The sequence below is a fragment of the Plantibacter sp. VKM Ac-2885 genome, from assembly GCF_015351205.1.
GTDB lineage: Bacteria > Actinomycetota > Actinomycetes > Actinomycetales > Microbacteriaceae > Plantibacter > Plantibacter auratus.
On sequence record NZ_JADKSK010000001.1, the window covers coordinates 1,707,593 to 1,727,722 of the forward strand.

Genomic DNA, 20,130 nt, shown 5'->3' on the forward strand with positions numbered 1-20,130 from the left:
CGGGCCCGGCAGCGATGCCGGGCCCGTTCTGTTGGTGCAGGTGACTAGGAGGTGCTGGTGCCGTACGAGCCGAGCTGCTTCGTCGACTCCAGGACGCGAGCGGCCATCGCCGACTCGGCGACCTTGCCCCAGGCGCGGGGGTCGTAGACCTTCTTGTTGCCGACCTCGCCGTCGAGCTTCAGCACGCCCTCGTAGTTCGACAGCATGTAGCCGGCGATCGAGCGCGTGAACGCGTACTGCGTGTCGGTGTCGATGTTCATCTTGACGACACCGTTCGCGACGGCCTCGGCGATCTCGGCGTCGGTGGAACCGGACCCGCCGTGGAAGACGAGGTCGAGCGGCTTGGGGCCGTGGCCGTACTTGGCGGTGAGGCCGTCCTGGATGGTCTTCAACAGCTCGGGCTGGAGCTTGACGTTGCCGGGCTTGTAGACCCCGTGCACGTTGCCGAAGGTGAGGGCGGCCATGTAGCGACCCTGCTCGCCGAGGCCGAGCGCCTCGACGGTCGCGATGGCGTCGTCGAGCGTCGTGTACAGGTGCTCGTTGATGTCGTGGCTGACGCCGTCCTCTTCGCCGCCGACGACGCCGATCTCGACCTCGAGGATCGCGTTGATGGCCTTGGTGCGCTTGAGCATCTCGGTCGCGATCTCGAGGTTCTCCGTGAGCGGGACCGCCGAGCCGTCCCACATGTGGGACTGGAAGATCGGGTTGCGACCGGCCTTCACCTCTTCCTCGGAGGCGGCGATGAGCGGCATGACGAAGCCGTCGAGCGCGTCCTTCGGGCAGTGGTCGGTGTGGAGCGCGACGGTGACCGGGTAGTTCTTGGCGACCTCGGTCGCGAACTTCGCGAAGGCGATCGCGCCGGCGGCACGGTTCTTCACGGTGTGGCCGGCGAAGTAGTCGGCGCCGCCCGTGGTGACCTGGATGATGCCGTCGGAACCGGCCTCGGTGAGGCCCTGGAGGACGGAGTTGATGGTCTGGCTGCTCGAGACGTTGAACGCCGGGTACGCGAACCCGTTCGACTTCGCCTTGTCGAGCATCGCTGCGTACTGTTCCGGGGTGGCGACGGGCATGTCTTCTCCTTGCGTGGGGACGATTCGCCTTGAAGTCTAGTGACTCGGGCTCCGAGGCATACGGCACGATGGGGACATGATCGAGCGCACTCCGGACACCGACCTCCTCGACGGCTTCCTCGACGCCACGAGGGCCGCGGCTGCCGCCGTCGCGGGTCTCGTCGGAGGTGGAGACGGCATGCGCATCGATGGGGTCGCCGTCGATGCGCTCCGCCGGGCGCTCGAATCGCTCCCGGTCGACGGGCGCGTCGTCGTGGGGGAGGGCGAGAAGGACCAGGCGCCCATGCTGTTCGTCGGGGAGCGTTTCGGCACGGGTGCTGGGCCGGCGATCGACCTCGCCGTCGACCCCGTGGACGGCACGAAGCTCGCGGCCACGGGCAAGCCGGATTCCGTCGCCGTGATCGCCATCGCCCCGCGCGGTGCGATGTTCGACATCGGCCCGGCGTACTACCTCGAGAAGCTCGTCGCCGCCGGCGGGGGACGCGAGTTGTCGCTGGCCGACCCGATCGCGGTGACCCTCGACCGGCTGGCGGCCCGGCTGGGGCGGCCGGTCGAGCAGCTGCGGGTCGCGGTCCAGGAACGTCCTCGGAACGCGGCGACCGCCCAGGCCGTGACCGCCGCCGGTGCCGAGCTCGTGAGCTTCATGGACGGCGACGTCGCCCTGTCACTGCGGGCCGCGGCCGCCGACGGCGACCTCGATCTGCTGCTCGGTGTGGGCGGAGCCCCGGAGGGCATCCTCACGGCTGCCGCGGTCCGGGCCCTCGGCGGTTGGATGACGGCGCGCTTCGCACCGCAGTCGCCGGAGGAACGTGCGCGGCTCGTCGAAGCGGGGACCGATCTCGATCGCGAGGTCCCGCTCGACGAACTCTGCCGCGATGACGCCTGGCTGCTGCTCAGCGCCGTCACGTCGACCGCGCTCGCTGCTGGGCACGAGCTCGCCGGGGTGCGTCTGGAGGACGACGGTTCAGCCATCGTCGAGTCCGTCGTCGTCGGTCCCGGGAGCCCGCTGACGAGGTCACGGAAGCGCCTCGATCGAGACGCACCCACCGGCCTTCCCAGCCCGGTTCGATAGGCTGAAACCCTCATCCACCGAAGCGTCGTGTCCCACGAGGCGAGCGATCCATGGAGGATCCAGTGACCCAGCCTGAAACCGGCTCCCACTATCTGCAGCCCGACCGCAACCTCGCCATGGAGCTCGTGAGAGCGACGGAGGCCGCCGCGATCCGGGCGGCGCCGTTCATCGGGCGAGGCGACAAGAACGCCGCCGACGGTGCGGCGGTCGACGCGATGCGCGCCTTCCTCGGCACCGTCAACTTCGACGGCGTGGTCGTCATCGGCGAGGGCGAGAAGGATGAAGCGCCCATGCTGTTCAACGGCGAGCACGTCGGCAACGGCCGCGGCCCGTCCTGCGACATCGCCGTCGACCCGATCGACGGCACGAGCCTCACCGCCGCCGGCCGCCAGAACGCCCTCTCCGTCATCGCCGTCTCCGACCGCGGAAGCATGTTCGACCCGTCCGCGGTGTTCTACATGGACAAGATCGTCACCGGCGCCGACGGCATCGGTGTCGTCGACATCAGCCAGTCCATCGGCGACAACATCCGCGAGCTCGCGAAGGCCAAGGGCAAGCAGCCCGAGGACATCCGCGTCGCCGTCCTCGACCGACCGCGCCACGCGCAGCTCATCGAGGAGATCCGCGCGGCCGGTGCCGGGACGCGGTTGCTGCTCGACGGCGACGTCGCGGGTGGCATCAACGCCGCGCGCTACGACTCGCGGATCGACATGTGCGTCGGCATCGGTGGCACGCCCGAGGGCATCATCACCGCGTGTGCGGTGAAGGCGCTCGGCGGGCTCATCCAGGGCAAGCTCATGCCGAAGGACGACGCCGAGCGCGAGCGTGCTCTTGCGGCCGGTCACGACCTCGACCGCGTCCTCGGCGCGAACGACCTCGTCCGTGGCGACAACACGTACTTCGTCGCGACGGGCGTCACCCACGGCGAACTCGTCGACGGTGTGCAGCGCAAGGGTCCGATCATCCGCACCGAGAGCCTCGTGCTGCGGTCGCGGTCCGGCACCATCCGTCGCGTCGAGGCGGACCACCTCGCTGCGAAGTGGCTGTAGCCGCTCCTCCAGCAGAGCGAAGCGCCCGGTTCCACCTCGCGGTGGTGCCGGGCGCTTCGTCGTGCGGTGCTCGTACCGGTCAGTCCTGGAGCCGGTGCGCGAGCCGGGCCTCGAGCTCGCTCGGCTCGGCATCGGACGGCTCCGGCGAGGGCTGCGCCTCCGGTGCGGTGAGGCGCTTCGGTGAGGCGTCGCTCTGGCTCACCTGACCGATGACCGTCGCCTCGTCGAGGGCGTCGAGCTTGCGCGCCGTGACGAGCACGCGGGTCTCGAACGACGAGGCGAACTGGTTGTAGTTGGTGACCGTGCTCTCGATGGACCGGCGCAGGCGGTCGGCGTGGTCCGACAGCGTCGAGAGCCGCTGGTAGAGCTCCTTGCCGAGATCGAACAACCGCTTCGCGTCCTCGGTGAGGACGTCCTGCTGCCAGGTGAACGCGACCGTCTTGAGGACGGCCCACAGGTTGACGGGGGAGGCGAGGGCGACCCGTTTGCCGAAGGCGTAGTCGAGCAGGCTCGCATCGGCCTCGAGTGCTGCGGCGAGGAGCGACTCGCTCGGGATGAAGCAGATGACGAACTCCGGGCTCGACTCGAGGCCGCGCCAGTACCCCTTCGCGGCGAGGGCGTCGACGTGCGACCGCACGGCCTTCACGTGCTGCGCGAGGAGGGCGGTGCGTCGTGCGGCCTCCTCGCCCGTCGCGGTGACGGGGATGGTGCTGGCTTCGAGGTACTGCGCGAACGGCACCTTCGCATCGACCGCGATCGACTTGCCGCCGGGGAGTCGCACGACCATGTCGGGCCGGCCGATGCCGTTGTCGGACGTGATGCTCGACTGCAGGTCGAAGTCGACGCGCTGCGTGAGACCCGCGGCTTCCACGACGTTGCGGAGCTGGGTCTCGCCCCAGACGCCACGGGTGGCGTTGTTCCGGAGCGCCGAGGCGAGCGACTCCGTCGTGGACCGCAGGCGTTCCTCGGACTCCGAAGCCGTCTTCAGCTGCTGGGCGAGCTCGCCGTGCTGACGGCTGCGCTGCTGCTCGAGTTCCGCGACCTTCGCCTGCATGTGCTCGAGGCTGTGCTGGACGGGCGCGAGTGCCTGCAGGACCTGGCTCTCCTCGTGTTCTTGTCGCGATCGTCGTTCGGCGTCGGCGCGGTGGCGCTCGGCGAGCTCGCGGTACTGCTCGCGCTGGGCGTTCAGCTCGCGTCCGAGCCCGTCGGCCGTGGCATCGAGCGCTGCGAGTTCGGCGCGCAGCGCGGCCCGGAGTTCCGCCTCGCGGGCGGACGCATCGGCGAGGAGTTGCGCCTGCTGGCCGCGGAGGTCGGCGAGCTGGGCGGTGTGCCTGGCCTCGAGCAGCGCCGGGTCGACCGAACCCGCGCCGGTGCGCCGCTGCAGCAGGAGGACCGCCACGGCTGCGCCGATGACGAGTCCGATGAGGAGGCCGATCCCGAGGGCGAGTGCGCTGTCCATGCCCTCAGTGTGTCGCGGGCCGCCGACATCGGTCGGAGGCCGCGCGGCGACCGCGGGCTCAGGCGGCGACGGCCGTCCCGATCCGGCCGATCTTGACGCTCGTGAGCTGCGCGAGTTCGGCGATCGAGGAGGCGCCGTGACGGGCGGCGGCGTGGATGATGATGTGCGCGGAGGCCTCGGCGTCGCCGGTGGCGTCGTGGTGCTGGAAGTCATCGAATCCGGCGGCGAGAGCCGCCACGGGAAGTCGGTAGGAGTCGAGCTGGTACGTCTTGCGGGCGACGTTCAGGCTGCACAGGTAGCTGAGATCGGGGCAGTCGAGGCCGGTGGCGGCGCAGCCACCGCGGATGACGCCCATGTCGAAGCCGGCGTTGTGGGCGACGAGGGCGTCACCCTGGGCGAAGTCGAGGAGGGTGTCGAGCTGGTCCGCCCAACCCGGCGCCCCGAGGACGTCGGTCGCGACGATCCCGTGGATGCGGGTGTTCCACTCGAGGAACGCGTCGTGTCCGGCAGGGGGCTGGATGAGCCAGCCCGCGCGGTCGACGACGATGCCGTCGCGCACTCTGACGAGGCCCACGCTGCAGGCGGAGGCGGATGACGAGTTCGCGGTCTCGAAGTCGATGGCGGTGAAATCCAGTGGCACGTCCTCACCCTCGCACCAGCGTCCGACACCGCTCGGGTGGCACGCCGCATGCCGCTCGATCGACGGTGCCGATCCGTGCCCGGAGCGAAGGCGCGACCCACGGGGACGCGCGGCCAAGTACGATAGACCCTCGTGGCTCTTACTCTCGGCATCGTCGGCCTGCCCAACGTCGGCAAGTCCACCCTGTTCAACGCGCTCACGCGCAACAACGTGCTCGCAGCGAACTATCCATTCGCGACGATCGAGCCGAACGTCGGCGTGGTCGAACTGCCCGACGCCCGGCTCGGCAAGCTCGCGGAGATCTTCGGCAGCGAGCGCATCCTGCCCGCCGCGGTGTCCTTCGTCGACATCGCCGGCATCGTCAAGGGCGCGAGCGAGGGGGAGGGGCTCGGCAACAAGTTCCTCGCGAACATCCGCGAGGCCGACGCCATCGCGCAGGTCGTCCGCGGCTTCGCCGACCCCGACGTCGTGCACGTCGACGGCGACGTGAACCCGGCCTCCGACATGGAGACCATCAACACCGAGCTCATCCTCGCCGACCTCGAGACGCTCGAGAAGGCGATCACCCGGTTCGAGAAGGAGGTCAAGGGCAAGAAGCTCGACCCCTCCGTCCTCACGGCGGCGAAAGAGGCGCAGGACGCGCTGAACGCCGGAACCCCGCTCTCGGCGACGAAGATCGACCTCGCGCCCATCAAGGAGCTCGGTCTCCTCACGGCCAAGCCGTTCATCTACGTGTTCAACGTCGACGAGGACGTCCTCCAGGACCAGGCGAAGCTCGACGAGCTGGCCGCCCTCGTGGCGCCGGCGAAGGCCGTCTTCCTCGACGCCAAGCTCGAGTCGGAGCTCGTCGACCTCGACGAGGACGACGCCCGCGAGATGCTCGAGTCGACCGGCCAGACCGAGTCCGGCCTCGACCAGCTCGCACGCATCGGCTTCGCGACGCTCGGCCTGCAGACCTACCTCACGGCGGGTCCAAAGGAGTCGCGTGCGTGGACGATCCCGCAGGGCGCCAAGGCTCCCCAGGCGGCCGGCGTCATCCACACGGACTTCGAGAAGGGCTTCATCAAGGCCGAGGTCATCTCGTTCGACGACCTCGTCGAGACCGGCTCCGTCGCCGAGGCGCGCTCCAAGGGCAAGGCCCGCATGGAGGGCAAGGACTACGTCATGCAGGACGGCGACGTCGTGGAGTTCCGCTTCAACGTGTAGCCGACCCCGGTTCGGCCCGTCCGTTCGGGTGGGGGAGCGGCGTGCGGCTGTTCGTCTATCGAATGTGGTCAGCTACGCGGTGACTCGCTCGCGGATCCGGTCTCATCCGCGGGATCGACAACCGATGTCTTCGCCGAGGTGTCAGCCAGACCCTTCTGGTACTTCGCCGCCGCCCGCCTGATCGAGGACACCTTCGGATTGTCGACACGCGATGCGGGAAGGCTGTCGAGGATCGAGACGTCGGCTCGGGCGGCGAGCATCAGCAGGCCCCACATGCCGATGGAATCGAGTTCGAAGTCGATTTCTTCGGGGGTGGCCGCCGCAAACGCCGCATGCGCGATCCCTTCAACCTCCGGGTCGCTCGGCCTCTTCGCAGCGCCCTTCACAGCGTTCGGCTGATTCGTGTAATTGTCGAGTTGGGTCAGCAGACGATCGGCGCGTTCGGTGCCGAGTGCCGCTTCGAACTCGGCTTGGATCGGGTAGGTCGCAGTCACGTTCGTCTCCAGGGATCTGCCAATGACACCAGCGGTGGTAGTCGCTGGAACCGGCCACCGTACGAGCAGCATAGCCAGTTCGCACGTGTTCGGACTCCGCCCGGAGGTCGATGCGCGCTGCACGTCGGCAGCCGTGATGGGAGGACCACGTCCCCGGCCCGAGGCGTTCCACCAGGCGGAGTCACCGCCCCGAATGGCTCATCCCTTGCGGCGCTGCTCCGCGATCCAGGTGTGGTCGGCGATGGCGGTTGCAACCGCTGATCGGTATGCCTCCCCGTACGGACCCCGGTACAGGTTCCGGCTGAAGAATGGCGACTCGGCCCGGTACGGCGCGCTGTTGTGGACTCGTCGCGCGAGGTCCGAGAGTGCGTCGTGGCCGCCCGAGCGGTAGGCGGCGAGTTCGACGTCGTCGAGTCGGATGAGCGCGGAGTCGTCGATGACGGCGCTGTAGCTGTACCGCGCATCCAGATATCGTGCGTCCTCATCCTCCACGAGGAACCAGGCACCGGGTTCGTGATCGACGTAACGCATCTCCATCAGTCGAGTATGGAGGTCGTCGACGGTCGATCACCACCAGCGTCTGGCGCGAGGGACCAGGCCCGCGAGGGCTGCGAGCCCGGCGAAAGCGCTGACCACCCCGAGTAAGCCCAGAGGGGTGTCGCGGAGCGGGCCGACGACGAGCAGGGCGCCGAGGCCGAGCGCTGCCACGCCGAACCCGATGCGCCAGCGTCGCCCGGCCTTCGCCGATGGGCGGCGGCGGGGTAGCTCGATGGGTCGCGGGCGCGCGCGGCGCCGTGCGCTCAGCGGCGGTCCGCCGTCCTCTGGCCCGTCGACGGCACGGCCGAACCCGTCGACCCACGGACCGGCACCGACCTCGGGGCAGCGGTCGTGGACGTTCGTGTCGCGGGTCGAGGCATCCGCCGGGTGGGCAGGCATGGCTGCGGCGAGATCCACGTCGAACCTGACGGAACCGTCCGGCAGGAGGGCGTCGTAGCCGACGAACCGCAGCGGCCGTCGGCGCCATCTCGACGTGCCACGGAACGCCGTCGCGCGGACGGCGACGGGACGGTCGGGCGATTCGCGCATGGATCGATGGTGGCACATCGGGTCTCCGTGGTTCAGCACCCTGATGCTTCCGACGTCCCTGCCGCCAGCGGGGTCGTGCTCCGGCGGTACGCTCGATGAGGCGCCACCCGAACGGGCGCCTGGGGGAGGCCACGGGTGACGATCGATCTGGCGAGCATGCTGGTGGTGGCGGTGATCGTCTGCGCCGCGTGCGGGATCTTCTACGGACTCGACAGTGCGCGAACCCTGGCCGGACGCCACATGGCGGCCTGGATGTCCGGATTCGCCACCACCCTGCTCTCCGCGGTCAGCTATCTCGCCGCCACGCTCAACGGCGACTCGGTGTGGATCGTCGCCGTCGCCAATGCCGCCATGGTCGCCTCGATCGCCGCCCTGTGGGTGGGGTGCCGGCTGTTCAACGGTCGGCGCAGCCTCGTGCTACTCGGCACCCTCTTCGTCGGGGTGACGGCGATCTCCGCCGTCCTCGACCCAACCGACGACCCGGAGTGGGCCGGCACCATCGCCCGGCTCATCTCGCTCATCATGCTGTCGCTCCTGGTCGCGTACGAGGCGCGACGGGGGCGGATGCGAACGGCACCGGCGTCACTGGTGCTCGTCGTCGTCATGATCCTCCACGCGGTGTTCACCGCCGTGCGCCTCGCGGTCTACCTCGCGGCGGGTCCCCACTCGGAGATCTTCGAGCGGCTGTTCAGCACGCCCATCGTGACCTACATGAACCTCGTGTTCGTCGTCGCGATCGCCGTCGGCCTCGTCCTCCTGCGCTCCTGGGAGCGCAAGCAGCGCCTCTCCTCGGAGCGGGTAGGCGTCCGCGCGGTGGGGCGCCGGGCGTTCATCGCCGAGGCGACCCGACTCCGCGAGGGGCAGCAACCCGATCGTCGCCTCGCGATCCTCGTGGTGGCCATCGACGGCTACGGCGACCTCCGCCGCGCCTACGGGATGGCGACGGCGGGGGAGCTGGAGGCACTGCTCGCAGCCGCGGTCTTCCGTGAGCTGCCGGCCGGGTCCGTCTGCACCCGCGTGTGGAGCGGGACGATCCTCGTGGCCACGTCGGTCGAACCGGGGCCGACCGGCCTCTCGGGTCTCCACGACCTCGCGGCACCGATCGCCGCCGGCTACCGGGAGGCCGTGACGCAGCAGCTCGACGGCTTCGCCGGCGCTGCCAACCTCGGCGTCGCGGTGGATTCGGCCGCGCCGACACCGGTCGAAACCCTCGTGTCGATCGCACGCACGGCCCGAGCCGACGCCGAGCGGCGAGGCGAATCGGTGCGGGTCGTCGAGTCCGCGCCGGAGACGCAGGACCGCTGACGGCGGGTGCTACTCAGCGACCCTGGCGCTTCTTGTACGGCAGTGGCTCGCCCTTGACCTTCGGCGCGCGGCCCTTGCCCTTGTTCGCTTTGGCTTTGCCGCCCGGCGCGGGAGCCGACTTCGCTGCCGCTGCCGCAGAGGCGTCGAGCTGGCGACGCGCCTCGATGAGGAACGCGTAGCCGGCGTCCGTCAGCTGCGTGGATTCCACGTCGCGAGCGAACAGTTCCGCTCCGACGCTCTCCTCGAGCTTCCGGACGTCGGCGACGACGGTGCTTCGCGGCACACCGAGCGCCTTGGCCGCCTTCGCGAAGTGGAGGGTCTCCGCGGAGGCGACGAAGGAGCGCAGCTGCTTGTGATCCATGCCCTCAGCCTACGGTCACGGCGTCAGGCTGCCGACCAGCGTCGCGTCAGCCACCCAGCTGGTCGCGTCGACGACGTCGCACGATCACCGAGGCGATGCCCGCGAGCAGGCCGAGGCCGAGCAGGGAGCCGGCCACGATCGCGAGCGTGGATCCCTGGAACCCGGTGTCGGGGAGCCTCGTGATGTCTCCGGCTGGAACCGCCGGCTGCCCGGGGACCTGCGGGGTGCCCGGTGGGACGATGACGATCGTCGATTCGATGGAGTCGTCGGGCGCGCTGCCGTTACTCGCGGTGATGGTGACCGTGTAGGTCCCGGACGTCGTGGGCGTGCCGGTCACGCCACCGGTCACGCTGTCGAGGACGAGTCCCGGGGGCAGGGCACCCGAGGTGACCGTGTACGTCGCGTCGGGGCTGCCGGTCGAGGTGACCGTGCTGTCGTACGTCGTACCGACGGTGCCGCCGGGGAGCGGAGCGGAGGTGATCTCCGGGCTCGTCGTGACCTCGGAGCCGCTGCCGTCGTCGCAGCCGGTCGGCCGGTTGATGACGGTGTTGATGAGCGTCACGGCGCCGGTGGACGCGAGGAGACGTCCTTCGACGACCGTGCCCGCTCCCGTGGAGATGGACGTGTCGGCGAGGATCGTGCCGACGAAGGGCGCGCCTCCGTTGAGCGTGGCGTCGCTGCCGACACGCCAGAACACGTTGCAGGCGCTCGCGCCGCCGACGAGGGTGACCGAGGAACCGATGCCGGTCTTCAGCGTGCTCGCCGCCTGGAAGACCCAGACCGACTCCGCGGTGCCGGTGAGCGTCACGTTTCCGGTGAGGGAGATCTCTCCGCCGGCGTAGACGCCGGGAGTGAGGTTGAGGTCGGTGAGCTCACCGACCTGCTGCGGGGCCGGCGTGAGGCTGGAGGCGACGCCCATCGCCTTGAGGAGGTCGTTCTTGGCCAGGGCGGCGGGCTCGTTCGTCACGTTCTGGGTGCCGTTGACGAGGCCCGGCGGGAAGCCGGTCACGGAGCTCTCCGGGCTCAGCCCGAGGTCGCCGTTGATCGTGGTCGCGCCGGTGTTGGTGACGGCCGATGCGGCGAGGACGCCGTAGTCGGCTGCCGTACCGAGGAAGATCGGGCCGTCGATCGAGGTCGCGGCGTTCGCCGGTCCGGCACCGATGGCCAGGAGTCCGACGGTCACGACTGCCGCTGCGGCGAAGAGCCGTGGGCGAGTGCGACCGGGTCTGGCGATGTGGTCAGGTGGGGAGAGTTCGAGGCGCATGAAGGCCCCTTCCGTGTGGGAGGGGCGCGAAGCCAAAGAGGATGGCGACATCAACCGCAACTGTTCCCTGTGTACCACCTTCGGGGGTCGCTAGATCAGCTAGCGCTCCTGATGTAGCCAATCGTTATCGTGATGCGATACGCTACTCCGCCGACTCGTGGCGCGAAATGAACGTTCACCGAGGCCCGGACGGAATGAGACGATTGCAGCATGACTGCAACGCTCGTGGCCCAAGGCCTGGCCGGAGGACACGGCCACCGCACCCTGTTCGACGGCCTCGATCTGACGGTGGCGCCGGGCGACGTCGTCGGCGTCGTCGGGATGAACGGCGCGGGGAAGTCGACGCTGCTGCAGCTCCTCGGCGGCTCCCTCGAACCGCAGGCCGGCACGATCACGCTGTCGCCCTCCGACGCCTTCGTGGGCGCGCTCCCGCAGGAACACGAGCGCGTCGTCGGCGAGAGCGTCGCCGCCTACATCGCCCGGCGCACCGGCTGCGCTGCGGCGACCGAGGCGATGGACGCGGCCGCCGCGGCGCTCGCCGAACCCCCGCAGGCCGGCGCAGACTCCGCGGACGTCTACTCCGCCGCCCTCGACCGCTGGTTGGCGAGCGGGGCGGCCGACCTCGAGGAGCGGATCCCCGCGGTCCTCGCCGACCTCGGGCTGGACCTCGACGCGGATGTGACGACCACGATGATGACGTCACTCTCGGGCGGGCAAGCCGCCCGCGTCGGACTGGCGGCGCTGCTGCTGTCGCGATTCGACATCGTCCTCCTCGACGAACCGACCAACGATCTCGACCTGGACGGCTTGGAGCGGCTCGAACGCTTCGTGCAGGGATTGCGCGGGGGTGTGGTGCTCGTCAGCCACGACCGAGAGTTCCTCGCCCGCTGCGTCACGCGCGTCCTCGAACTCGACCTCGCGCAGCAGAGCAACCGCGTCTTCGGGGGCGGATACGAGGCCTACCTCGAGGAGCGCGAGGTCGCCAGGCGGCACGCCCGCGACGCCTACGACGAGTTCGCCGACAAGAAGGCCGATCTCATCGGTCGCGCCCGGGTGCAGCGGGAGTGGTCCAGCCAGGGTGTGCGGAACGCGATGAAGAAGGCGCCCGACAACGACAAGATCCGGCGGAAGGCGTCGGCGGAGTCCTCGGAGAAGCAAGCCCAGAAGGTCCGGCAGATGGAGAGCCGCATCGCCCGACTGGACGAGGTCGAGGAACCGCGCAAGGAGTGGCAGCTGCAGTTCACGATCGGCAGCGCACCGCGTTCGAGCACGGTCGTCGCGACGCTGTCCGAGGCCGTCGTCCGGCAGGGCGACTTCCAGCTCGGCCCCCTGTCGCTCCAGGTGAACGTGGGCGATCGCATCGGCATCACCGGGCCCAACGGCGCCGGCAAGTCCACCCTGCTCGCGACGCTGCTCGGTCGTCGCGAACCCGACGCGGGCAGCGCGAGCCTCGGCTCGAGTGTGCGGATCGGCGAGATCGACCAGGCCCGCTCACTGCTCGTCGGCACGGAGCCGCTCGCCGACCGCTTCGAGGCGATCGTGCCCGACCTCAGTCCGGGAGAGGTCAGGACGCTGCTGGCGAAGTTCGGGCTGAAGGCCGACCACGTGAACCGGCCCGTCGACGAGCTGTCACCGGGGGAGCGCACCCGCGCCGGGCTCGCCGTGCTCCAGGCGACGGGGATCAACCTGCTGGTCCTGGACGAGCCGACGAACCACCTCGACCTCGCTGCGATCGAACAGCTCGAGGAGGCGCTCGAGAGCTACGACGGAACACTGCTCCTCGTCACCCACGACCGCCGCATGCTCGACACCGTCCGGATCGAGCGGCGGTGGGTCGTCGAGGCAGGCCAGGTCACGGAGCGCTAGCCCGCGTCGGTACCGCTCAGAGGCCCCGGAGGAGCGCGTCACGGAGTTCGGGTCCGATCTCCTCGGGAACGTCGACGTCGACCGCGAGCGCCTGGATCGCGCGGCTGTAGTAGTTGCGGGCGGCCGCGGCGAGCGTGATGTCGAGGATCTCCCGGTCGGAGAAGCCGTGCTGGCGCAGACTCAGGCTGTCGGCGTCGGTCATCCGGTCCGAGTCGCGACCCACCCGTTCCGCGAAGGCCATCATCGCGACCTCCGCGGGGCTCAGGTCGGCGTCGCGATAGTCCGCCGCGATGCGCACGAGTTGGTCCTCCTCGAACAGCGCAAGCGATCTCCGGCCGTGAGCGAGACGACAATGCCGTGACCGCGTCCCTCGCGCCGCGGCGAGCGTCACGAGCTCGTAGCGTCGCAGGCCGAGCGGTCGGGCGATCTCACCGATCAGCGCCTCCCACGCGGCGTAGGCCCCGGGGTTCAACGCCATCACCTTCGTGTGCGCAGCGACGAAACCCTGGTCGGCGATGTCGTCGTCGTACATCGCGGCCGTCGTCGCATCGGCATCGGCTTCGGGGATGGTGTGGAGGATCGACATGTCGGCCACCTCGTCGGAACGGGTCGCGGGCCGGGCGTCCGCGGCTACCGTTCATGATGGCACTCGAGATCGGCGCTGTCAGAACCATTTCCCGGTGGATCTCGGGGATCACACCGGCGTCGCCGGCCCCGGTCGTCGCCGGGGAGCACGACACATGCCCCGGACATGAGCGAGGACCCCGCGGCGTTCGCCAGGCGGGGTCCTCGTCGTTCAGGGGGCGCGTCAGTCGCGCAGCTGCTCCTTGTAGTCGTTCTTCGCCTCGGTGGTGTCGCGCTCGGCCTCGGCCTTCTTCACGTCGGCCTCCGCCTGCTTCACCTTCGCGTCGGCCTTGGCCTCGTCGACCTTGTCGCCGATCCGGTCCTTGGCGTCTTCGACGGTCTCGCCGATCTTCCGGCCGGTCGCCTCAGCAGCGTCCTTGGCGTTGTCCAGGAATCCCATGTCAGCTCCGTCTCTGATCCCGACTCTCGGTCACCGTTCCAGCCTCGCGGACCCGCGCCCGCGCGGCAACCACTTGTGTTCCGAGGCGTGTCCGGCTAGATCATGAGACGACCCGGCGCAGATGGGCGTCGTCGCTCAGGGAGCGGGGGCACCGCCGTCGGTCGGGGTCGCGTGCGGCAGCCAGTCCTTGAGGATGACCTCCTCCGGGTCGACCAGGCGCTCCGTGTGGAGGTCGTACTCCGGGTCGCGCTCGGCGAGGAACCGGGTGACGGCGTCAGCGTCCTCGTTGTCGTGTCGACGTCGTGCGCGGTCTGCCGCGTCCTGCTCGGTGCTCATGGATCCCACCGTAGCCCAGCCTCCGGCGGTGAGCGCCGCCAGACACCCGGCGTCGGACACCCGGCACCGAGCGCCCGGCCGGATCCGTCCGGTCGGGCGTCGTGGGGTTCAGCGGAGATCCGCGACGGCCTCCACCGAGGCGACGACGGCGCTCGCCGTCCGGTCCAGCTCGGCCGCGGTGACGGCGGCGGTCCAACTGAAGCGCACGGCGGTCTGCGCGACCTCCGGAGCGATGCCGATCGCGAGGAGGACCGGTGACGGCTCGTCGCTGCCGGCGGCGCACGCGGAGCCGCTCGAGGAGATGACACCGCGGCGTTCGAGTTCGAGGAGGACCGCCTCACCAGAGGTCCCGGGGAACACGAACGACGCGATACCCGGCAGGCGTCGTTCGGGGTGGCCCGTCAACCGAGCGCGCGGGACCTCGTTCAGGACCCTCGCGATGAACGCGTCACGCAGCCCGCTGACGCGGTCGACCGCTTCCATCCGATCACGCTCGGCGAGCTCCAGCGCCGTCGCGAGCCCGACAGCGGCGGCCACCTGTTCGGTCCCGCTCCGGCGACCGCGTTCCTGACCGCCACCGTGCAGGAGCGGTTCCAGCGGCAGGGAACCGCGCGCGGCGAGCAGTCCGACGCCCTTCGGAGCACCGAGCTTGTGGCCGGCGAGGCTCAGCGCGTCCACGCCGAGGCGATCCAGTCCGAGCGGCAGCCATCCCGCCGCCTGCACGGCGTCGGTGTGGAAGGGGACCCCAGCGGCCCGGGTGACGGCTCCGAGCGCCGACAGGTCCTGGACGGTGCCGATCTCGTTGTTGGCCGCCATCACCGAGACGAGCACCGTGTCCGGCCGGAGTGCAGCGGCGAGCTCGGCCGGGTCGACCAGGCCGGTCCCGTCCACCGGGAGGACGGTGGCCTCGACGCCGTGGAACCGCGTGAGGTACGCGACCGATTCCGCGACCGCCTCGTGCTCGATCGGCGAGGTGACGACATGGCGTCCGCGATCGAGCGCCGCCAGGGTGATGCCCTTGACCGCGAGGTTGTCCGCTTCGGTGCCGCCCGAGGTGAACACCACGTCCCCAGCTCGGACGCCCAGTGCGGTGGCGACGCGTCGCCGGGCATCCCGCAACGCCTCGGCGGCCGCCTCGCCGACGGTGTGATGGCTCGACGGGTTGCCGAAGGTGCTCGTCAGGTACGGCCACATCGCCTCGAGCACCTCGGGGCGCACCGGCGTCGTGGCCGCGTTGTCGAGGTAGAGCATCTCAGTCGACCGAGACGTCGAGTCCGAGGTCGAGGGAGCGGACACTGTGCGTGAGGGCGCCGGAGGAGATGACGTCCACGCCGGTCTCCGCGATGGCCCGCACCGTCGACAGCGTCACGTTCCCGCTCGCCTCCACGATGGCGCGGCCGGCGATCAGCGCGACGCCCTCGCGGAGCTCGTCGACGGTGAAGTTGTCGAGCATGATCGTGTCGACGCCCGCCGCGAGCACCGCCTCGATCTGGTCCAGGCGGTCGACCTCGACCTCGATCGTCGTCGTGTGCGGGAGCTCCTCGCGAGCCCGCAGCAAGGCCTCGGTGACCGTCAGGCCGCGCTCGAGGAGGACCGCCAGGTGGTTGTCCTTGACCATGACGGCGTCGGAGAGCGAGTGGCGGTGGTTGTGCCCGCCACCCGATCGCACCGCGTGGCGCTCGAAGACGCGCAGGCCCGGGGTCGTCTTCCGGGTGTCGACGATGCGGGCGCGGGTGTCGGACACGGCTTCGACGTAGGCCGCCGTGATGGTCGCGATGCCGCTCATCCGCTGCACGAAGTTCAGGGCGACGCGCTCAGCGGTCAGGACGGCACGAGCCGGACCCGACACCATGGCGATGGTGTCGCCAGCGGCGAAGCGCTCGCCGTCGGCGACGAGGAACGCGACCGTGATGCGTGGGTCGGTCAGTCGGAACGCCGCCTCGAACACGGCCGAACCGCTGAAGACGCCCGCCTCGCGGGCGGCCAGGGAGGCCGAGGCCGTGGCGTCCTCCGGGATGAGGGTCGCCGCCGTCAGGTCGCCCCACGGGGCGTCCTCGACGAGGGCCGCGGTGACGGTGGTGTCGATGAGGTGTGGGGTCAGCATGGTGCGAGCACGGTTCCATTCACGGATGGGTGGGTGGTGGGCTGGGGCGCGTCGGCCGAGGAGGCGAGGACGATCGCGATCGGCGACGCCTGATCCGGATCGACACCGGGATGGTCGTCCCTGGCGTGGGCACCGCGTGACTCGGTGCGCGCGAGGGCAGCGGCGACCACGGCCCGGGCGAGCAGCAGGAGGTTGCGGTCCTCGGCGGCTGCGACCGATCGCGGTGTGGCGATGACGTCGTCGAGCTCGGTCGACCACCGGTCCAGCGTCCGGCGCGCGAGCTCGAGACCACGCGCGTCACGGACCAGCCCGGCATCCCGCCACATCACGGCGTGGAGCGCCGACCGGCTGAAAGGCTCGATGGGATCCGCTCGGAGCCCGGGATCGTCATCGGCCGCACGGGGATCCAGGACGACCCGCTGACCGCCGAGCCTCGGGCGACCGGCGATCGGACCCGGCGCCGCATCGATCGCCGCGACGGCGCGGGCCGCGAAGACGGCACCCTCGAGGAGCGAGTTGGAGGCGAGGCGGTTGGCGCCGTGGACGCCCGTGCGTGCGACTTCGCCCACGGCCAGGAGTCCGGGCAGGGTGGTCCGGCCGTCGAGGTCCGTGGCGATGCCGCCCATCCAATAGTGTGCGGCCGGGGCGACGGCGACCGGTGTGCGCGACCAGTCCACGCCGGAGGCTCGGAGGTGCTCGTCGATCCCCGGAAACCGCGCGGCGAGGCGGTCCGCGCCGAGTGCGGTCGCGTCGAGCGTCACCGGCGCGCCACCCTGCGCTGCCATGGTCCGCGCGATCCCGCGGGCGACCACGTCCCGGGGCGCCAGCTCGGCGTCGGGGTGGAGCGCCCGCATGAAGCGTTCACCGTTCGCGTCCCGGAGGACGGCCCCCTCGCCGCGGACGGCCTCGGAGACGAGGAAACTGCCGGGTGCGGCGAGTGCGGTCGGGTGGAACTGGACGAACTCCACGTCGGCCAGCACCGCGCCGGCACGGAGTGCTGCAGCGGCGCCGTCGCCCGTTGCCACCGCCGGGTTGGTCGTGAACGGGTAGAGCTGTCCGACACCGCCGGTGGCGAGGATCACCTGGTCGGCGTCGACGGTGAACGCACCGCGCTCGGAGGACCGGAGGTGCGCACCGGTGACCCTCCCAGCGGTGACCACCAGGTCGACGAGGTCGGTGTGCTCCAGCACGGTGACCCGCCGGGCTGCGAGCATCTCGACGAGCGCCGTCTCGATCGCCGCGCCGGTCGCGTCACCGCCGGCGTGCAGCACCCGGGGGTACGAGTGGGCCGCTTCGAGGCCCTTCGCGAAGGCGTCGCCGTCGCGGTCGAACGCCACACCGAAGGCGATGAGCTCGCGGATCCGTTCGGGCCCCTCGGTGCAGAGCACCCGGACGGCCTCCTCGTCGCACAGCCCCGCGCCGGCCAGCAGCGTGTCCCGGACGTGGTCCTCGACGCGGTCGTCGTCGAACATGACCCCGGCGATCCCGCCCTGCGCATAGCGCGTGTTGCTCTGGCCGAGGACGTCCTTCGTGACGACCACCACCTCGTGCCGTTCACTCGCGTGGATCGCGGCCACGAGACCGGCGATCCCGCTCCCCACTACGAGCACCGTCGCCATGTCAGCCGGCCTGGGTTCCTGTGGCGACCGGCGGCTTCGCGGCGAGCATGCGCTCGAGCGACAGGCGGGCCGGGACGGCCACGTCGTCAGAGACGGTGATGCGGTTGAGCACCTCGCCCGCGACGAGTCCCTCGAGCACCCAGGCCAGGTAGCCGGGGTGGATCCGGTACATCGTCGAGCAAGGGCAGATCACGTCGTCGAGGCAGAAGATCGTGTGCTGCGGGTACTGTGCGGCGAGACGCTGCACCATGTTGATCTCGGTGCCGATCGCGAACGTGGTGCCGTCCGGCGCCGCCGCGATGGCCTTCTGGATGTAGTCCGTCGATCCCGCCTCGTCGGCGGCGTCGACGACCGCCATCGGGCACTCGGGGTGCACGATGACCCGGACGCCGGGGTGCTGCGCCCGGGCGCGGTCGATCTGGTCGACGGTGAACCGCTTGTGCACCGAGCAGAAGCCGTGCCACAGGATGACCTCGGCCTGCTCGAGGTCCGTCGCCTCGTTGCCGCCGAGCGGGCGGTTCGGGTTCCACATCGGCATGTGCTCGAGCGGCACGCCCAGCTTCTTGGCGGTGTTCCGACCCAGGTGCTGGTCCGGGAAGAACAACACCCGCTGTCCGCGCTCGAAGGCCCACCGCAGGACCGTCTCCGCGTTGCTGGACGTGCAGACGATCCCGCCGTGCCGACCGCAGAAGCCCTTGAGCGCCGCCGAGGAGTTCATGTAGGTGACGGGGATGACCGGTACCCGGCCGTCGGTGTCCGGTTCGGTCCCGTAGAGCGCCTCGAGGGCCTCCCACGCCTCCTCGACCTGGTCGATGTCCGCCATGTCGGCCATCGAGCATCCGGCGGCGAGGTTCGGGAGGATCACGGCCTGCTCGGGTCCGGACAGCAGGTCGGCGGTCTCGGCCATGAAGTGCACACCGCAGAACACGATCGCCTCCGCCTCGGTGCGTGCCTTCGCCGCGTTCGCGAGCTGGAAGGAGTCGCCGATGTAGTCGGCGTGCTGGACCACCTCGTCGCGCTGGTAGAAGTGTCCGAGGATCACGACGCGGTCTCCGAGGGTCTGCTTCGCGGCAACGATGCGGCGGTGGAGCTCATCGTTGGAGGCGTCGCGGTAGGCGGCCGGGAGCTGGCCCTGTCGCGGCGAACCGGTCGGGATGACGTCGCCCATCGACGCGCCGGGGCCATAGCTCGGCGGCTGCAGGTCGAACACCCAGGGACCGGCCGCGAGTTCGGGCGCGCAGGTCGCGCCGTCGGACGCACCCTCGGTGATCTGCTGGATGGTGTCGTCGACGGATGCGGTGATGGTCATGCTGGCTCCTCGGACTGCTGACGGGTGGTCGGGGTGGACGTCGTGGGCCGGCGGCTCGTCGACCGGCCGGGCGACGGGGTCTCCGGTCGGGTGACGGGCTGGGTCCACCGGTAGAGCCGCGCCGGGCGGTGACGCCCACCGGTACGGAGTTCGTCGGTCTGCAGGACGAGACCGGAGGACTCGACCTGGCGTCGGAAGTTCGCCGGGTCGAGCTGCTTCTGCAACACCGCTTCGTGCACCTCCCGGAGTTCGGAGAGGGTGAAGGTCTCCCCGAGGAAGGCGTGCGCGATGTGGCTGTACTCGAGCTTGTTGCGGAGCCGCCACAGGGCGTATTCGACGATGTCGCGGTGGTCGAACGCCAATGGCGGGAGGGCGTCGGCCGGGAACCAGCGGACGTTCTGGCCGAGCCGCGTGCGCTTCGCCTCGTCGGACCCGACGAGCGCCCAGTAGACGATCGAGACGACGCGCTCGGCGGGGGAGCGGTCGAGGTCGCCGAACGCGTACAGCTGCTCGAGGTACCGCGGGCGGAGGGAGGTGGTGGTCTCCAGGGTCGACGAGGCCGCGTCCGCGAGGGATTCCGCGGCACCGAGCGGGCCGCCCGGCAGCGCCCAGAGGCCGTCGTAGGGCTCACGGATGCGCCGGACGAGCGGGAGCCAGATGCCGGGTTCCGGGTCGGTCGCGCCGAACCCGTCGTCGGCTCGCAGCGTGAAGATGACGGTCGAGACCGCGAGGCCGACCTGCGGGTCCGTCTGCTCCGCGGGAGTCGTCGATCGCTGCATGGGGGATCTCCGTGTTCCGGAGCACTGGCGGCACTTCAGGTAGAAATGACCTGTACTCGATACAGGCTTAGTGTACACCTGACTCGA

21 protein-coding genes are annotated in these 20,130 nt (G+C 70.4%); 5 read left to right on the forward strand and 16 right to left on the reverse strand.

Annotated features, from left to right (window positions below; genetic code table 11):
* Positions 1 to 44: 44 nt before the first annotated feature.
* Positions 45 to 1,070: a class II fructose-bisphosphate aldolase gene (gene fbaA, locus ITJ66_RS08255; RefSeq protein ID WP_085510491.1), complete on the reverse strand. Its 1,026-nt coding sequence runs from the start codon at positions 1,068 to 1,070 to the stop codon at positions 45 to 47.
* A 76-nt stretch (positions 1,071 to 1,146) separates the two neighbouring features.
* On the opposite strand from fbaA, the gene ITJ66_RS08260 reads away from it, so the two are divergent.
* Positions 1,147 to 2,142, forward strand: coding sequence for a fructose-bisphosphatase class II (locus ITJ66_RS08260; protein WP_194644344.1), 996 nt, complete (start codon positions 1,147 to 1,149; stop codon positions 2,140 to 2,142).
* A 50-nt stretch (positions 2,143 to 2,192) separates the two neighbouring features.
* A complete protein-coding gene (gene glpX, locus ITJ66_RS08265; RefSeq protein ID WP_064296437.1) occupies positions 2,193 to 3,191 on the forward strand; it encodes a class II fructose-bisphosphatase in 999 nt (332 codons plus the stop codon).
* Positions 3,192 to 3,270: 79 nt separating this feature from the next.
* On the opposite strand, the gene rmuC is transcribed toward glpX, so the two are convergent.
* Complete coding sequence (gene rmuC, locus ITJ66_RS08270; RefSeq protein ID WP_191940769.1) at positions 3,271 to 4,650, reverse strand: DNA recombination protein RmuC; 1,380 nt, start codon at positions 4,648 to 4,650, stop codon at positions 3,271 to 3,273.
* Positions 4,651 to 4,708: 58 nt separating this feature from the next.
* Entirely contained in the window at positions 4,709 to 5,290 is a 582-nt protein-coding gene (locus ITJ66_RS08275; protein ID WP_064296572.1) for an exonuclease domain-containing protein, read from the reverse strand.
* 132 nt (positions 5,291 to 5,422) lie between these two features.
* Between ITJ66_RS08275 and ychF the strand changes: the two genes are divergently transcribed.
* The gene (gene ychF / locus ITJ66_RS08280; protein ID WP_085510494.1) at positions 5,423 to 6,496 is read left to right on the forward strand and encodes a redox-regulated ATPase YchF; all 1,074 of its coding nucleotides are present in this window, start codon (positions 5,423 to 5,425) and stop codon (positions 6,494 to 6,496) included.
* 68 nt (positions 6,497 to 6,564) lie between these two features.
* Here ychF and ITJ66_RS08285 read toward each other — a convergent pair whose 3' ends face one another.
* The 3 genes from ITJ66_RS08285 to ITJ66_RS08295 all read right to left on the reverse strand — a co-directional run bounded on the left by ITJ66_RS08285 (position 6,565) and on the right by ITJ66_RS08295 (position 8,076).
* Positions 6,565 to 6,990: a hypothetical protein gene (locus ITJ66_RS08285; protein ID WP_194644345.1), complete on the reverse strand. Its 426-nt coding sequence runs from the start codon at positions 6,988 to 6,990 to the stop codon at positions 6,565 to 6,567.
* A gap of 198 nt (positions 6,991 to 7,188) precedes the next feature.
* Positions 7,189 to 7,527, reverse strand: coding sequence for a hypothetical protein (locus tag ITJ66_RS08290; RefSeq protein ID WP_194644346.1), 339 nt, complete (start codon positions 7,525 to 7,527; stop codon positions 7,189 to 7,191).
* A gap of 30 nt (positions 7,528 to 7,557) precedes the next feature.
* Positions 7,558 to 8,076, reverse strand: a complete 519-nt coding sequence (locus tag ITJ66_RS08295) for a hypothetical protein (RefSeq protein WP_194644347.1) — start codon at positions 8,074 to 8,076, stop codon at positions 7,558 to 7,560.
* Positions 8,077 to 8,211: 135 nt separating this feature from the next.
* On the opposite strand from ITJ66_RS08295, the gene ITJ66_RS08300 reads away from it, so the two are divergent.
* The gene (locus ITJ66_RS08300; protein WP_194644348.1) at positions 8,212 to 9,381 is read left to right on the forward strand and encodes a hypothetical protein; all 1,170 of its coding nucleotides are present in this window, start codon (positions 8,212 to 8,214) and stop codon (positions 9,379 to 9,381) included.
* 13 nt (positions 9,382 to 9,394) lie between these two features.
* On the opposite strand, the gene ITJ66_RS08305 is transcribed toward ITJ66_RS08300, so the two are convergent.
* Both ITJ66_RS08305 and ITJ66_RS08310 read right to left on the reverse strand, forming a co-directional pair.
* Positions 9,395 to 9,742, reverse strand: a complete 348-nt coding sequence (locus ITJ66_RS08305; protein ID WP_064296432.1) for a LysR family transcriptional regulator — start codon at positions 9,740 to 9,742, stop codon at positions 9,395 to 9,397.
* A 46-nt stretch (positions 9,743 to 9,788) separates the two neighbouring features.
* Positions 9,789 to 11,006, reverse strand: coding sequence for an ice-binding family protein (locus ITJ66_RS08310; RefSeq protein ID WP_194644349.1), 1,218 nt, complete (start codon positions 11,004 to 11,006; stop codon positions 9,789 to 9,791).
* A gap of 210 nt (positions 11,007 to 11,216) precedes the next feature.
* On the opposite strand from ITJ66_RS08310, the gene ITJ66_RS08315 reads away from it, so the two are divergent.
* A complete protein-coding gene (locus ITJ66_RS08315) occupies positions 11,217 to 12,872 on the forward strand; it encodes an ABC-F family ATP-binding cassette domain-containing protein (protein WP_194644350.1) in 1,656 nt (551 codons plus the stop codon).
* Between the two features lie 16 nt (positions 12,873 to 12,888).
* Here ITJ66_RS08315 and ITJ66_RS08320 read toward each other — a convergent pair whose 3' ends face one another.
* From ITJ66_RS08320 to ITJ66_RS08355, 8 genes are all read right to left on the reverse strand, one after another.
* Positions 12,889 to 13,458: a carboxymuconolactone decarboxylase family protein gene (locus ITJ66_RS08320; RefSeq protein ID WP_194644351.1), complete on the reverse strand. Its 570-nt coding sequence runs from the start codon at positions 13,456 to 13,458 to the stop codon at positions 12,889 to 12,891.
* A 222-nt stretch (positions 13,459 to 13,680) separates the two neighbouring features.
* Positions 13,681 to 13,896 (reverse strand): hypothetical protein, encoded by a 216-nt coding sequence (locus tag ITJ66_RS08325; RefSeq protein WP_079705518.1) that lies wholly within the window; start codon positions 13,894 to 13,896, stop codon positions 13,681 to 13,683.
* Positions 13,897 to 14,031: 135 nt separating this feature from the next.
* The gene (locus ITJ66_RS08330; RefSeq protein WP_064296429.1) at positions 14,032 to 14,232 is read right to left on the reverse strand and encodes a hypothetical protein; all 201 of its coding nucleotides are present in this window, start codon (positions 14,230 to 14,232) and stop codon (positions 14,032 to 14,034) included.
* 108 nt (positions 14,233 to 14,340) lie between these two features.
* Complete coding sequence (locus ITJ66_RS08335) at positions 14,341 to 15,483, reverse strand: cysteine desulfurase family protein (RefSeq protein ID WP_137241971.1); 1,143 nt, start codon at positions 15,481 to 15,483, stop codon at positions 14,341 to 14,343.
* 1 nt (position 15,484) lies between these two features.
* Positions 15,485 to 16,336 (reverse strand): carboxylating nicotinate-nucleotide diphosphorylase, encoded by an 852-nt coding sequence (gene nadC, locus ITJ66_RS08340; RefSeq protein WP_194644352.1) that lies wholly within the window; start codon positions 16,334 to 16,336, stop codon positions 15,485 to 15,487.
* Entirely contained in the window at positions 16,330 to 17,955 is a 1,626-nt protein-coding gene (gene nadB / locus ITJ66_RS08345) for an L-aspartate oxidase (protein ID WP_194644353.1), read from the reverse strand. The genes nadC and nadB overlap by 7 nt, the downstream gene beginning before the upstream one ends.
* Before the next feature lies 1 nt (position 17,956).
* Positions 17,957 to 19,264, reverse strand: coding sequence for a quinolinate synthase NadA (nadA, locus tag ITJ66_RS08350; RefSeq protein ID WP_194644354.1), 1,308 nt, complete (start codon positions 19,262 to 19,264; stop codon positions 17,957 to 17,959).
* On the reverse strand, positions 19,261 to 20,043 hold the full coding sequence (locus ITJ66_RS08355; RefSeq protein WP_194601769.1) for an NUDIX domain-containing protein: 783 nt from the start codon (positions 20,041 to 20,043) through the stop codon (positions 19,261 to 19,263). Before ITJ66_RS08355 ends, nadA begins: the two co-directional genes overlap by 4 nt.
* Positions 20,044 to 20,130: the final 87 nt, after the last annotated feature.

What these genes read in the sequence shown, in the direction of transcription:
- fbaA (WP_085510491.1), bottom strand. Translation starts at nt 1,070, where the DNA reads ATGCCCGTCGCCACCCCGGAACAGTACGCAGCGATGCTCGACAAGGCG.
- ITJ66_RS08260 (WP_194644344.1), top strand. Translation starts at nt 1,147, where the DNA reads ATGATCGAGCGCACTCCGGACACCGACCTCCTCGACGGCTTCCTCGAC.
- glpX (WP_064296437.1), top strand. Translation starts at nt 2,193, where the DNA reads ATGGAGGATCCAGTGACCCAGCCTGAAACCGGCTCCCACTATCTGCAG.
- rmuC (WP_191940769.1), bottom strand. Translation starts at nt 4,650, where the DNA reads ATGGACAGCGCACTCGCCCTCGGGATCGGCCTCCTCATCGGACTCGTC.
- ITJ66_RS08290 (WP_194644346.1), bottom strand. Translation starts at nt 7,527, where the DNA reads ATGGAGATGCGTTACGTCGATCACGAACCCGGTGCCTGGTTCCTCGTG.
- ITJ66_RS08295 (WP_194644347.1), bottom strand. Translation starts at nt 8,076, where the DNA reads ATGCGCGAATCGCCCGACCGTCCCGTCGCCGTCCGCGCGACGGCGTTC.
- ITJ66_RS08305 (WP_064296432.1), bottom strand. Translation starts at nt 9,742, where the DNA reads ATGGATCACAAGCAGCTGCGCTCCTTCGTCGCCTCCGCGGAGACCCTC.
- ITJ66_RS08310 (WP_194644349.1), bottom strand. Translation starts at nt 11,006, where the DNA reads ATGCGCCTCGAACTCTCCCCACCTGACCACATCGCCAGACCCGGTCGC.
- ITJ66_RS08315 (WP_194644350.1), top strand. Translation starts at nt 11,217, where the DNA reads ATGACTGCAACGCTCGTGGCCCAAGGCCTGGCCGGAGGACACGGCCAC.
- ITJ66_RS08320 (WP_194644351.1), bottom strand. Translation starts at nt 13,458, where the DNA reads ATGTCGATCCTCCACACCATCCCCGAAGCCGATGCCGATGCGACGACG.
- ITJ66_RS08325 (WP_079705518.1), bottom strand. Translation starts at nt 13,896, where the DNA reads ATGGGATTCCTGGACAACGCCAAGGACGCTGCTGAGGCGACCGGCCGG.
- ITJ66_RS08330 (WP_064296429.1), bottom strand. Translation starts at nt 14,232, where the DNA reads ATGAGCACCGAGCAGGACGCGGCAGACCGCGCACGACGTCGACACGAC.
- ITJ66_RS08335 (WP_137241971.1), bottom strand. Translation starts at nt 15,483, where the DNA reads ATGCTCTACCTCGACAACGCGGCCACGACGCCGGTGCGCCCCGAGGTG.
- nadC (WP_194644352.1), bottom strand. Translation starts at nt 16,336, where the DNA reads ATGCTGACCCCACACCTCATCGACACCACCGTCACCGCGGCCCTCGTC.
- nadB (WP_194644353.1), bottom strand. Translation starts at nt 17,955, where the DNA reads ATGGCGACGGTGCTCGTAGTGGGGAGCGGGATCGCCGGTCTCGTGGCC.
- nadA (WP_194644354.1), bottom strand. Translation starts at nt 19,264, where the DNA reads ATGACCATCACCGCATCCGTCGACGACACCATCCAGCAGATCACCGAG.
- ITJ66_RS08355 (WP_194601769.1), bottom strand. Translation starts at nt 20,043, where the DNA reads ATGCAGCGATCGACGACTCCCGCGGAGCAGACGGACCCGCAGGTCGGC.